The sequence below is a fragment of the Clostridium sp. Marseille-Q7071 genome (genome assembly GCF_965112025.1).
Window position 1 is genome coordinate 275,032 of the sequence record NZ_CBCOPR010000001.1, and the last position, 13,595, is coordinate 288,626.

The 13,595-nt window shown below is 27.5% G+C and carries 12 protein-coding genes; 4 read left to right on the forward strand and 8 right to left on the reverse strand.

Annotated elements, in window-relative coordinates; translation table 11 throughout:
* Positions 1-345: 345 nt before the first annotated feature.
* Positions 346-975, forward strand: a complete 630-nt coding sequence (locus ACWPW7_RS01255; RefSeq protein ID WP_454052068.1) for a TetR/AcrR family transcriptional regulator — start codon at positions 346-348, stop codon at positions 973-975.
* Positions 976-1,048: 73 nt separating this feature from the next.
* On the opposite strand, the gene ACWPW7_RS01260 is transcribed toward ACWPW7_RS01255, so the two are convergent.
* On the reverse strand, positions 1,049-1,576 hold the full coding sequence (locus ACWPW7_RS01260; protein WP_291562713.1) for a hypothetical protein: 528 nt from the start codon (positions 1,574-1,576) through the stop codon (positions 1,049-1,051).
* 378 nt (positions 1,577-1,954) lie between these two features.
* Between ACWPW7_RS01260 and ACWPW7_RS01265 the strand changes: the two genes are divergently transcribed.
* Positions 1,955-2,329 carry a hypothetical protein gene (locus ACWPW7_RS01265; protein ID WP_454052069.1) on the forward strand — a complete coding sequence of 125 codons (375 nt, stop codon included), beginning with the start codon at positions 1,955-1,957 and terminating at the stop codon, positions 2,327-2,329.
* A 140-nt stretch (positions 2,330-2,469) separates the two neighbouring features.
* Here ACWPW7_RS01265 and ACWPW7_RS01270 read toward each other — a convergent pair whose 3' ends face one another.
* The 3 genes from ACWPW7_RS01270 to ACWPW7_RS01280 are packed head-to-tail and all read right to left on the reverse strand — an operon-like array spanning position 2,470 to position 5,274.
* Positions 2,470-3,678, reverse strand: coding sequence for an ABC transporter permease (locus ACWPW7_RS01270; RefSeq protein ID WP_454052070.1), 1,209 nt, complete (start codon positions 3,676-3,678; stop codon positions 2,470-2,472).
* Between the two features lies 1 nt (position 3,679).
* Complete coding sequence (locus tag ACWPW7_RS01275; protein ID WP_454052071.1) at positions 3,680-4,411, reverse strand: ABC transporter ATP-binding protein; 732 nt, start codon at positions 4,409-4,411, stop codon at positions 3,680-3,682.
* Positions 4,411-5,274: an efflux RND transporter periplasmic adaptor subunit gene (locus ACWPW7_RS01280; RefSeq protein WP_454052072.1), complete on the reverse strand. Its 864-nt coding sequence runs from the start codon at positions 5,272-5,274 to the stop codon at positions 4,411-4,413. Before ACWPW7_RS01280 ends, ACWPW7_RS01275 begins: the two co-directional genes overlap by 1 nt.
* Positions 5,275-5,452: 178 nt before the next feature.
* Here ACWPW7_RS01280 and ACWPW7_RS01285 point away from each other — a divergent pair, with 178 nt between their 5' ends.
* Positions 5,453-5,899: a MarR family winged helix-turn-helix transcriptional regulator gene (locus ACWPW7_RS01285; protein WP_454052073.1), complete on the forward strand. Its 447-nt coding sequence runs from the start codon at positions 5,453-5,455 to the stop codon at positions 5,897-5,899.
* Positions 5,900-5,958: 59 nt separating this feature from the next.
* Here ACWPW7_RS01285 and ACWPW7_RS01290 read toward each other — a convergent pair whose 3' ends face one another.
* From ACWPW7_RS01290 to ACWPW7_RS01305, 4 genes are all read right to left on the reverse strand, one after another.
* Positions 5,959-6,984, reverse strand: a complete 1,026-nt coding sequence (locus tag ACWPW7_RS01290) for a DmpA family aminopeptidase (protein WP_454055455.1) — start codon at positions 6,982-6,984, stop codon at positions 5,959-5,961.
* A gap of 549 nt (positions 6,985-7,533) precedes the next feature.
* Entirely contained in the window at positions 7,534-8,349 is an 816-nt protein-coding gene (locus ACWPW7_RS01295; RefSeq protein WP_454055456.1) for an ABC transporter permease, read from the reverse strand.
* 26 nt (positions 8,350-8,375) lie between these two features.
* Positions 8,376-9,335, reverse strand: coding sequence for an ABC transporter permease (locus ACWPW7_RS01300; protein ID WP_454052074.1), 960 nt, complete (start codon positions 9,333-9,335; stop codon positions 8,376-8,378).
* Between the two features lie 319 nt (positions 9,336-9,654).
* Positions 9,655-11,250 (reverse strand): ABC transporter substrate-binding protein, encoded by a 1,596-nt coding sequence (locus ACWPW7_RS01305; protein ID WP_454052075.1) that lies wholly within the window; start codon positions 11,248-11,250, stop codon positions 9,655-9,657.
* A gap of 323 nt (positions 11,251-11,573) precedes the next feature.
* On the opposite strand from ACWPW7_RS01305, the gene ACWPW7_RS01310 reads away from it, so the two are divergent.
* A complete protein-coding gene (locus tag ACWPW7_RS01310; RefSeq protein ID WP_454052076.1) occupies positions 11,574-13,508 on the forward strand; it encodes a M28 family metallopeptidase in 1,935 nt (644 codons plus the stop codon).
* The last annotated feature ends 87 nt before the right edge of the window (positions 13,509-13,595 follow it).

The following is a 13,595-nucleotide window of genomic DNA, read 5'->3' on the forward strand; positions in this document are numbered from 1 at the left end:
TTGTTGTATTTAAGCCTAACGCGAAAACATTAAACAAAAGTGAAACTTTTATAATAGTTTATTAGAAAAACTATTAAATTTCAATATATAAATTGAAAATTTTTTCAATTCACTATTTTCAGTATAGTTTTTAAATGATAAATCTTTAGTATTTAAATATTAATAATACCCTAAATAAAATATTTTTATCACAAATATAATTCTTATTATAAATTACAATTTAAGTTACTTAATTATTAGTATATGTATTCTTTAATGTCTTTATTTTCTATACTCCTTGTTACTTTCATATATCTTATTTATAATTAAAAAAGATATAACTAATTTATTAAAGGAATGATGGTATTGAGAGAAACAAATCTATCGGAAGATAAAAAGCATAATATAATCTATGCTTCAATTGATGAATTTAGTGAAAAGGGTTATAGCAAAGCTTCTACTAATACAATAATGAAAAATGCAGGAGTTTCTAAAGGCCTTATATTTCATTATTTTGGTAATAAAAAAAATCTATATATTTATATAGTACAATATACTTGTGATTATATGTCTCAATTTTTATCTTTAAATACACTTAAAGGTAAATATGATGTCTTTGAATTAATAACAGATATTCTTATAAGAAAAGTAAAAATTGCATGTGAGCATCCCAAAATGTATATGCTTATTTTCGATGCTTTCTATAATACTCCAGATGAAGTTAAGGAGGAATTTGATAATAAATCAGTTAATATTAAAAGCTCAACTATAACTATGCTTAAAGACAAAATAGATACCTCTAAATTTAGAGATGATATTGAATATGAAAAAGCTATATATCTAATTTATGTATTCATAGAAGCAATGATTAATAAGCACATAGATTCTTTTAAGAGCAAGCCAGATAAAGGATTGAGTCAAATAGATATGTTACTTGAAGAATTAAAATCTTATATAGATATACTAAAAAAAGGTGCATATAAATCAAAGTCGTGATAAAGTCACGACTTTTTCCATAGATAAATTTAAATATTTTTTCTACTATAAAAAATATTATATTTTAATATTACTAATTTAATTTTATATTTAATCTCAACTTAGTAAAATAATCATCTTCATTTTCATCTATATGTCTATATCCTAAATTTATAATCCCTTCCCCTTCATTTCCTGATTGAAAGTACATAAAATTTCTGCTATTCGATTGTCCATCTCTTTTTTTAGGATTAATTTCAAATGGATTTATTTTTTTATACTCTATAAATTTTATTACATTAGGATTTAACTCATTAATAATATCCCACTTAGCAGTTATAGTTGAATTTTCATATAGAGATATAATGAATTTAGAATTCTTTGGTATTGTAATGTTAATGCTATCATTATTATTAATATTATATTGATGAAATTTAAGTAAACCTTTATTATCAATAATTATATAAATATTTTCAGAGCCATCTACAGGATTAACATACTTATGATTTTCAAGCCATAAGTCTCTAAAACATAATTTAATTACCGTATTAGAGTAAAACTGAAAAATGTTAAATAAAGATATCAATATTATAAATAAAATAATTGCATTTTTTCTTCTCATAGTATACCCTCCTCTCATTATAGCTAATATTCATTTTTACTATTTTATGAACTATTCTTCATTTGCATATCTATAATATTTTTTACCAATACCCTTAGTAATTTTTTAAATATAGAACATTAATTAATTCTATATTTAATTGGACATACCTTTATTTTTAAATTTTTTATATTATCTCTTTAAAATTTTATTTATATATTGTTATTGCGAGTTCTCTTAACACTCTTTAAGTTCATAGCTTAGTTTGTTTAAAGATAAAAATTATACTGTTTATATTAAGCTTTTAGGTAATATTATGTAATTTTATTATCTACATAACTTCTCCACAACTTACTGATATGATGTACTCAAAGCTTATAGTAAAAGGAGAGATTGTTTATGAACAAAAAAATTTTAGTAATAACAGCTTTAACACTATCACTAGGAATTACATCCATTGCTTATGCAAGTAATTTATCAAATAAAGATTATGATATTCCTAAGGTTAATAGCTCAACTTCTCAAGATTCATCAACAAAAGAAGATGTTTATAATGACGATTTACTTAACGAGTTTGACAACGTAGATGTAAAATATAGAAAACAGATTCTAGAAGAAAAAGCTAAAGCTGTAGATAAAGCTATAGAAGATGGTAAAATTTCTGAAGAAGAAGGAAATAAAATAAAAGAAAACCTTCAATATAGAATAGACGAATGTAATAAAATTATGAATAGAGGATCTTTAAGCAGAAGTGGCAGATTTGGTTGTCACTAGATGTATAAATAAAACCGTGACTGATAGTCACGGTTTTATAATTTAAAATTAAAAATAATTAAGGCATCTTTAAAAAATAGCTAGTCTATTTTATTCAGATGCCTAATTTCATTCTTAATTCATATTCTTAATTCTCTACATTATTCATATCTTAATGCTTCAATAGGATCTAACTTTGCTGCCTTTCTTGCAGGATAAATTCCAAAGAAAATTCCTACTGAGGAAGAAAATATTATAACTGCTATTATGGATGTTATCGATAATACAGGAGTTATTCCTGCAAAACTACCTAGTCCATAGGCTGCTGCAATTCCTAATATCATTCCTATAATTCCACCTAAAAGTGATATTATAACAGATTCTGTTAGAAATTGAAGGAGTATAGTATTAGTTGTGGCACCTATTGCTTTTCTTATACCTATTTCTCTAGTTCTTTCAGTAACAGATACAAGCATTATATTCATAACTCCTATACCACCTACTAATAATGAAATAGCTGCTACTGCTGATATAAATCCTGTAAATATTCCTAACACTTCATTTACTTGATCTAATTGCTTCATAAGGCTTTCTGCAGTATAAACTTCTCTATCTCGATTATTATGTCTACTTTTTAAAACATTAATTGCACTATTTCCTGCTAGTTCAATATTTTCCTTTGTATCAGCCATGATATATAGAGTATCTATAACAAAATCTGTAGGATATAAACTTTCTAAGAATGACAAAGGAACCATGCTCATAATAGGCATATCCTCATTTTCTGCCATAAACATCATCTGTGAACTTTTTGTAACTCCAATTATTCTTGCTTTCTTAGCAGCTGCTTTAGGACCTACAGTAACATACTCTCCCACTACATCCGTATATCCAAAAAGAGATTTAGCTCCTATTTCATCTAAGACAATCACTGCTTTGCCTTCATTAGCTTCTATCTCATTAAAAAATCGTCCATGGATCATTTCTACACTTTGAATAAAAGCCAAATCTTGATTTCCTGCTGAAATTGATGCTTTTTTAGATTTTGTTTCTGAAGATATGTTACCCATTTTATAAGAAGAAGGGGTTATATATTTTACTGTATTAACTCTCTCAGCTATTTGCTTAATATCATTCTCACTAAAATAATCGGACATAGTAGCCTCATTTGAATTTACTTTTATACTTACTGTGGAGGATCCTATTTTCTCAAATTCACCGGTTATAGAGGATTTTCCACCTTCCCCTAAGGATAGAATAGCTATAACTGAACTTATTCCTATAATTATCCCTAACATAGTTAGAAAAGATCTTAGCTTATTAGCCTTTATGCTATCCATAGCCATTTTAAAATTTTCTATAAAGTTCATATTAAGCCTCCTCTCCATTTATCTTTATGATTCTAGATTTATTAAGTATTATTCTATTATTTACTATCTCATCATCTACAATTAAACCATCTTTAAACCTTACAATTCTCTTAGTATGTTGAGCTACATCTGGTTCATGAGTTACCATTATTATAGTTGAACCTTCATCATTTAAATCTTGAAATATTTTTATAATATCATCTGTAGAATTAGAATCAAGATTTCCTGTAGGTTCATCTGCCATAATCACCGCTGGATTATTAACTATTGCACGTGCAATTGCAACTCTCTGTTTTTGTCCACCTGAAATTTCAGTAGGTTTATGTTTAATCCTATCTAAAAGCCCTACTCTCTCAAGTGCTATTAATGATTTTTCTCTTCTTTCTTTAAATGACACTCCTGCATAAACCATAGGAAGTTCTACATTTTCTAATATTGTCATGCGAGGAAGTAAGTTGAAGGCTTGAAACACAAAACCTATTTCTTTATTTCGTGTAATTGCTAATTCGTTATCACTCAAATTGGATACATTTTTCCCATTTAACAAATAAGTACCACAATCCATCCTATCCAAACAGCCTAGTATATTCATAAAGGTAGATTTACCTGATCCAGAAGGTCCCATAATTGAAGTGAACTCACCTTTTCCAACCTTTAAAGTAACTCCCCTTAAGGCCTTAAAGCTAATATCACCTTGAGCATAGGTTTTTTCAACATTCTTTACTTCTAGCATTATTTAACCTCCTCTACATCTGCCTTTACCTCATCCCCATTATTAATGTTATTAGGGTTTAATATTATTTTTTCTCCCCCTTCTACACCTGATAGAACTTCAGATTCCATATCAGACTCTAATCCTAATTGAATTTCTTTTTCTACTGCTTTATTATCTTCTAACATATAGATAAAGTTTTTACCTGACTTATCTGCTTTTATAGCCTCTGCTGGTATTTTTATAACTTCTTTTTTCTCTCCCAAAAGTATATTTACATCTACATCAAATCCTGCCATCAATCCCTCTATATTATCTAAGATACTTAGTTCTACTTTTAGTGTAGTTTCTCCACTTCCCATAGCAGACATCGGCTGTTTAGCTATAGGATCTACATGTTCTACTTTCGCTTTATAACTCTTTCCATTAAATTTTACTTCGGCACCTTGCCCTACTTTAACTTTGTGTGCATCAAATTTACCAAGACCAACTTCTATTTTTAAGTTATCTAAATCTTGTACTACTACTGCAGGTTGATTCATATTTCCTATAGTACCTTCTAAAATATTTATTTCTGTAATAGTACCATTAAATTCTGCATCAATACTTCCCATATCATAAGATACTATTATATCTCCATCTTTTACTTTATCTCCTACTTTAAAATTAACTTCTGAAACCTTTGATTGAGGACCATAGTATTCTTTGACTTTCTTTGAAGCTATAACCCCTGCAGTACTTAAATAGGATTTAACTTCTCCTTTTTCCGCTGATATAGTTTTAACTTCTGGAACTTTTCCTTCTTTTTTCTTTGCTATAGGTAATGACATAGCTACTAAAGCTAAGGCTACTACCAAAATACCTATTATAGTTTTTCTTTTCATTCCTTATCCTCCCGTAATATAAAGTTATCAAGATATTTTATTTTTTCCATCAATTGATAATTTATTTTGTTATGTTTTCATAACTATTCTACCATCATTTTTAATAAATTCAACTAACAATTTTATAAATTCGTGTTATAATTTAAGTGTAATTATCTTATAGTTAGGAGTAATGTTTATGGATGACAAAGAACTAACTGTCATTGCAGAAAATATGCTTTCAATTTTTCCACTACTTATAAAAAAATTTTCTAAAATTGGAGACTTTGAAAATAATCAATGTTTACCAATTTCTCAATGCAATATATTATTTTTACTACATACTTTAGGAATATTAACTATGTCTGAAATATCAAAAAGACTATCCATAAATAAATCTAATTTAACACCACTTATAGATAAATTGATAAGTGAAAACTTGGTAGAAAGAATACCTGGAGAAAAAGATCGCAGAATCATACAGATTTCACTTACGGAAAAAGGTGTTGGATTCGTGGAAAATCATAAAGCACTTATAGCATCAAGGTTAAAGGAAAAATTTTCTCAATTTAATGAAGAAGAATTAAAAGAATTATCCTATCACTTTGATGGTATAAAGGAAATACTTTCTAAAATGCAAAGTTAATAGCAAAGTGAACTAGTTCACTTTGCTATTACGAATTTTTTATTAACTTTAATCATTAGTTATCCTAAGTATTCTTTTATTGAAACTCTCTTATGCCCATCTCTTCCCTCTGTTGTTTCTGCATAAACCATAGAATTTAAAACACTTTCTTCAACAGCTTCTGCCGCTGCTCTAAAAACTAAATCCATCTTCTCTTCATTTATCGCTTCAAAGGAAGTTATAAGTCTTTCCTCATAATGATTTATTTTATTAGCAGTTGTAAAGGAAATTACTACATCTCCACTTCCATTTCCAACATAAGAACCAGTTCTCGCCAATCCTATAACTGCTCGTTTAGAAACTCTTTTAAGTTGTCTTTCATTTAAAGGTATATCAGTAGCAATTATTGTTATTATTGATCCCTTATCTGTTTGTTCTGTTTCTTCAAGGTCATAGATTTCTTTTCCTAGTTCTCTATAATTAATTATTAAATCTTTTTTTCTTCCAAAATTAGAAAGCACTAATACTCCTAAAGTATATTCCTTGTCATCTAATTCTACAATTCTTGATGCTGAACCTATTCCCCCTTTTAATCCATAACAACTCATACCTGTTCCTGCTCCTACAGCACCTTCTTCAAAAATTACATCAGCATTTTTTATAGCTTCTAGAGCATGGTCACTTTTAATTGCTAATTGTCGTATATCATTTAAATATCCATCATTACATTCACAAACTACTGGATTTATTGTACCCGTTGTGTCTCCTATATCAGCATTGTTATTAAGCATATATTTTATTAAACCTTCACATACTGCTCCTACACTTAAAGTATTAGTAAGCAATATTGGAGTTTCAATATTACCAAGTTCCTCTATTTGAATAGTTCCTATGGTTTTACCAAATCCATTTATAATATAGGAAGAAGCCATAACTTTCTCCCTAAAAATATTACCTTCATGTGGAAGAATAGCAGTAATTCCCGTCTTAATTCTATCCTTGTTTAAAGTAACATGTCCTACTTTTACTCCTTCAACATCAGTAATTAAATTATTTCTACCTGTTTTTAACTCTCCTATAACAATTCCATATCTTCTAATTCCCATATTACCCATGATAATCTCTCCTTTATGAGTTTTAAAATATAAAACTTAAACTACAGCTAAATTATATCAAAAATCTTTTCTATGAATTGAAAATTAAGAATAGAAAATACAAATTATGGTTAAAACTTCATAGTCAAAACCTTTGGAGTTTTTTAGAATAAATTTTATTTTAAAAAATTCACTAAAGGTGATTTTCATCCTAAATTCGTACTCTTAATTATTAATGCCAAATTTCTAAGGATTTAAGCTGTTTCTATAGAAAATTTATTTTCCACAGTATATTTTAAGGTTTTATATACATATATAAAACCCTAGATATAAAATTTTATATCTAGGGTAAATAAGCGTAATCTAAAATTCATAAATGACAAATATATTAATCAAATTAAGAATTCTTAGGATACAGTAAAGCATTAGGGATTATGCTTTAATATATAAGAGGTTATTTAAGGTTTTAAGTAATCTTAATTTTTGTACTAACTATTTTATTGTCAGAGGGATTAATGATGTTTTAGTTACGCTATTTTGCTATATTTAATTGTACGTAAATTATATATCATTCATTTTAGGTTCAAGTGCTAGCCTTAGCACATCTCCTAAAACATTAAAACTAAGTACAGTTATCAATATTAAAAGTCCTGGAAATACTGCAAGATAGGCTTTATCTGACATTCTAGCCTGTGCTGCTTGAAGCATACTCCCCCATGAAGCCATAGGTTGTTGTACTCCTAAACCTAAAAAACTAAGTGCAGACTCTGTTAATATTGCGTCAGCTATATTAATACTTGATGCCACTATAACTGTTGGTAATACATTAGGTATAATATGGGTTTTAATTATATACCAATTACTTGCTCCTAGGGATTTTGAAACAAGAACATAATCTCTTTCTTTATAAGACAAAGTTTCTGATCTTACTATTCTCGCTATACCCATCCATCCAAAAGCTCCTATTATCACTATTGTATTTACTATGCTTGGCTTTAAATAAGCATTAGCAATTAATATTAAGAAAAATACAGGAATACACATAAGCATATCAATTAGCCTCATTATAATTGAATCTAAAATACCTCCTACATATCCACTTATAGCACCTACAACAGTTCCAATTATTACAGACACAACCATAGATAGTATACTCACAATAATGGATACTCGTCCTCCATATAATGCCCTTGTAAAATAATCTCTCCCAAGTTCATCTGTTCCAAATATGTGATTAATACTTGGACCTTGAAACTTAATTGCTATATCTATTTCATTGGGATCATAAGGAGATAAAAAGGCAAATATTGAAAATATAAAAATTACACAAAGAGATATAAGTGAAAACTGTGCTAATTTATTTTTTCTCATTTGCATTTTAAAATTAGTTTTAAATCTGCTTTTTACCACTTATGTCCCACCACCTTAATCCTAGGGTCAACTACTATATACAATAAATCTGCTATTAAATTACCTAAAATCACCATAATAGATGTCATCATAGTTATTGCCATAATTACTGGATAATCCATTGAAAATATTGAATTAATTCCAAGTCTCCCCATACCAGGCCATCCAAAAACTGTTTCTGTGATAAAAGCACCAGATACTACTGATGGTAAGCTCATGCCTAATATAGTTATTATAGGAATTAACGAGTTTTTCATAACATGTTTAAATAGAATCCCTCTCTTTGATAATCCTTTAGCCATAGCTGTAACAATATAATCTTCTTGAAGCTCTCCTATAGTAGCTGACCTTACATATCTAGTTAAAACTGCTATATTAGGAAAACTTAATACTACAGTAGGTAATATACCGTGTTTTAAAACATCTAAAAAAGAATTAACACCTACGGTTCTCATACCTACACTAAGAAGCAATCGAAGCTTTAACGCAAATATAGTTATAAGTATCATTGAAAACCAAAAGCTTGGTATAGATATACCTATATAGCTTAAAGTACTAACAAAATTATCTACAAATTTATTTTTATTAAGAGCTGTATACATTCCTAACGGAATTGATATTAATATAGATAAAACCATTGATGCTCCCATAAGACCTAATGTAGCAGGAAGTCTTGATAAAATTTCCTTTGCTACTGGCTGATGAGTTATAAGAGAATAACCTAAGTTTCCGCTTAAAGTGCTTTTAAGCCAATAAAAATATCTAATAAAAACTGGTTTATCTAATCCTAAGCTTGCCCTAATTATAGCTACTTGTTCTTCTGACATTTGAGGTGTTCTAAACCCCTGCGCTGGGTCACCTGGAGCTAAATTCATCAATATGTATGATATGAAGGAAATAAATAATAGCATAGGAATAGCTTCTAATACTCTTTTGAATATATGTTTCTTCATAGTATTTTCCTCCATCTCTTTATTCAATTAACAATGGACAATCATATAGGGTTCCACAATTAAAATTCAACTTATACATGATTTTAATTTCCATAATAAAAATTCTTTTCTATGAATGAAGAATTATGCTTAAAACTTTACGGTTAAGACCTTTGAAGTTTTTGAGAATAAATTTTATTTTAAGAAATTCACTAAGGGTGAATTTTTCCTAAATCCTTCATTCTTAATTATTAATCCTTAATTTTTAAGGAGTTAATCTGTTTTTATAGAAATTTAATTTTGTTCCAATTGTCCATCGTTAATTCTAAGTTTATTTAGATTATTTTTCTATCATGTAAAGCTTAGATAAATCTTCAAACATATATATAGGTACTGTTTTAGCTTCTTCTACTCCTCTAAAATTAGAACTTATAGCAATTAATGACTTTGTATATTGTATTGGGTATATTGTTGCATCTTCTGCTATACCCTTTTGTATTTTTTCATATATTTCTTTTCTTTTACCTTCGTCTGCTTCTTTTGCCCCTTCTTTCCATAAATCATCCATTTCTTTATTTGAATAACTCATGGCATTAAACATTGCACCAGTAGTATAGGCACTAGCATATCCGTTAGGGTCTACCCCCATAACATATCCATTTAATATTAAATCAAAATCTCTCTCTTGTTCACCTACAAGCTTACCAAAGAAAGCATTTCCATCTATAAGCACTGGTTCAACCTCAATACCTATTTCTTTTAATTGTTGTTGGATAATCATAACCGTATCTTTATCACGATCATATTGAAAATTTAATTTCATTTTCTCAACACCAGCACTTTTCATAAGCTCTTTTGCTTTTTCTATATTATGTTCATATTTAGGTACATCTTCAGTATAATATTTAGTGCTAGGCGCTAGAATTGAATCTGCCACTGCTGTATTTTCTAAATTCTTAAATTGCCCTTTTAATATCTCTTCTTTATTAAGTGCATAGCTAATAGCTTGTCTAACTTCTTTTTTCTTTAGATTCTCATTTTTTTCATTAAAAATCATATAGCTTAACATACCTTCTTCAAAAGAAGTTGTACTAAATCTATCATCATTGGAGAATTTTTCAAGTTCTTCTTCCGTTACATAAGCTGCATTAACTTCTCCATTTTCAAAAGCAATTTTAGAAGTATTTTTATCTGGAATTATTCTATAAACTATGCTTTCAAGATGAGGATTACCTCCATGATAATCTGTAAATCTTTCTAAGGTTAAACTCTCACCTTTTTTCCACTCTTTAAATTTGAAGGGACCTGAACCTACAGGAGTATTATTTTTCTCTGATTTTGCAAAATCTTTTTCTCCTTCAAATATGTGCTTAGGTATTGGTCTTAATGAGCCTAAATTGGCATCAAAAGGAGCAAATACTTGAGGTAGTTTAAATTCAACGGTTAATTCATCTTTTTTAACTACATCAATATTTTTTCCATCTACTACAAAAGACTCTCTATCAGCAATACCATTCTTTTCATCTTGTACAGCTTGAACCGTAAAAACTATGTCATCGGCAGTGATTTTTTGCCCGTCATGCCATTTTAAATTATCTTTTAATTTAACTGTATATGTAAGTTTATCTTCTGACGCTTCCATCTTTTCTGCAAGATAATATCTTGTCTCATCTTTATCTACAATGAATAATGGATCAAACAAGGCATTATTCACAGTGAATGTAATTCTATTTTGTTGAAAAAATGGATTTAAACAAGTAGGATCTGTATTAGCAGAAAACACCATTGTACCTCCATCCTTTTTAACTACCTCTTCTGTTTGTTCTACTTTTTTTCCTGTTGTATTGTTATCTGTTGATGTATTGGCCCCACAACCTATTAATCCTAAAGTTAAAACTATTGAAAGGGCTGTACATAAAAACCTTTTACTTTTCATAACTTTCCCCCCATAAATATAAGGTATTTAATTTACCCCATGTCTCCATATAGAATTCTATTAAAAATTTACTGAAAATTCAATGTTTTATGACTATTATATTAACTTTCTATGAACTTACCTTTTACTATTTGTAAATCAAATAGATACAATTCCTTTTTCCTATATCAATAAAAGTACTTTAAAATATTTTTATTCTTTATACTTTCAATTTTAATTAAATTTATTCTATGTATATAAATCCACTTTATTTTTTTATTTCTCATCAAATTTAGCCTTTTTAATGTTAAAATAGATTTAAATATACAAAAGGAGGACAATAGATGAAAGGTAAACATATTTCATTTATTTTATTAATTATAGCCACATTATTAGGAACTACATGGGGATTAAAAGCCTTAAATAATAGATATTATTCAATTGAAAAAAGTATTAAATATTTAACAAATTCTAAGTTTAAAGGAAGACTTACAGGAACAAAAGAAAATAAAAAAGTTGAAGATCATTTAAGTATTTTACTAGGGAATATAGGTGTAGAAAGATATAAGAACAATACTAATTATGCCATTCCCTATAATCATATATACTATCCTCCAGAGAAACAAACCTATAATATAGACCTAATCCTCAAAGATGATAAAAGACTTTCCCTTAAACGAGGAGAAGATTTTCTAGAAAATATTTATAGTGATATGAAAAAAACTTTGGATTTTACTTTTGATACTGATAATAATGATGACAAAATTCTAGTTGCTAATGATGTAAATAAACTTAAAGATATAAACTCCAATGAAAAGATAATATTTCTTAAAGCAAACGTATTTAAGAAAAACATCAATACTTCCGAAAGTTTAGATGATACTAATATAAATCTAATACAAATTTCACCTAAAACTTATGAGCTTTTAGAAGAGAATAAAGGTAGTAAGATTGAAATTAACTTTAAATCTCTAAAGGAAGATGTACAAGCTAATAATGTAGTTGGAATGATTAAGGGAAAAGATAGTAGTAAAGCATTAGTTCTATCTGCCCATTTCGATCATATTGGTAATGTAGATGATAAAGTATTTAAAGGTGCTATAGATAATGCCAGCGGAACTTCGCTCTTACTTGATCTAAGTAAAAAGCTAAAAGAACATTATAGCGAAAATCCTCCTGAGCATGATATAGTTATTTGTTTTTTTAATGGTGAAGAATCTAATCTTCAAGGTAGTAGTGCCTTCGTTAATACTCTAGTTAAAGATTATAGTGAATTATATAATATTAATATTACATCTATAGGAATAAAAGATGATGTTAATACTATTTTTTCAACTACAGATAATAGAGAAAATGAATTAATGGTAGATTTGAAAAATCATTTTGATAAAAATGGTTATAAATCTAAAATTGGTACTTCTTATTCTTCAAGTGATCATGATGCTTTTATAAGGAAGAATATTGTAGCAACAAATATTTCTAATGAGAGTATGGATAAAGTTCACACTTTAGAAGATACTTTAGATGGAATAGACTTTAAATATTTAAAAAATACTAGCAATGTACTTTTTGATTTTATAATAAATAATAAAAAATCAACTTATAAAATTTCTAATTCTAATGAAAATAATGTAGTTTCAACTCCTTCCCCTGAGGATATAAAAAAGCTTAATAAAGTTTTCGATATCTTAAAGTATCATCAGTATATGCTTGATCCAAATAATAACAAAGGAGTTATAATGAAATCCAATATAGTATTAGATAGTAATCCAAATACTGATAATAGTATACGTACATTAAACAAATACTATCCTAATCTAAATGTAGATAATAGTATAGGTAATTTCAAATTAACTTCTCTAAATATTTCTGAATATTGGTCTAATATAGATAGAAATTCTCTTGAACCAAATAAAATATATTTTAGAGATTATAATATTGATGATATCGATAACTTAGAGTTACTCTTTAAAGATAAAAATGAAGATCAATTAAAAGTTAATTTATTTATAGAAACTCCTTCAAACAATATGGATATATCACAAGAATATCCTATAAATAAATATAAAATTAGCAATGATACAAAAAATATAAATGGAGAAAGTTATTATTTATGCTTAAAAGATAATTCTCCAAAAGCATTATACAAATCAATAAAGATAAAGGGTAAAACTTTTCATCTATTGATTACCACTTCTTCAAATAACGAAGAAAATATTAATATTTTAAAAAACTTAGACTTAAAATCACCAATAGATAACTTAATAAATTCTTTTTAAAACTTCATATGTTGTACTTACATGATATTAATATATTAATGCCAATGAAATTAACTAGTGTAATAGATTAGATAAATCTATTACACT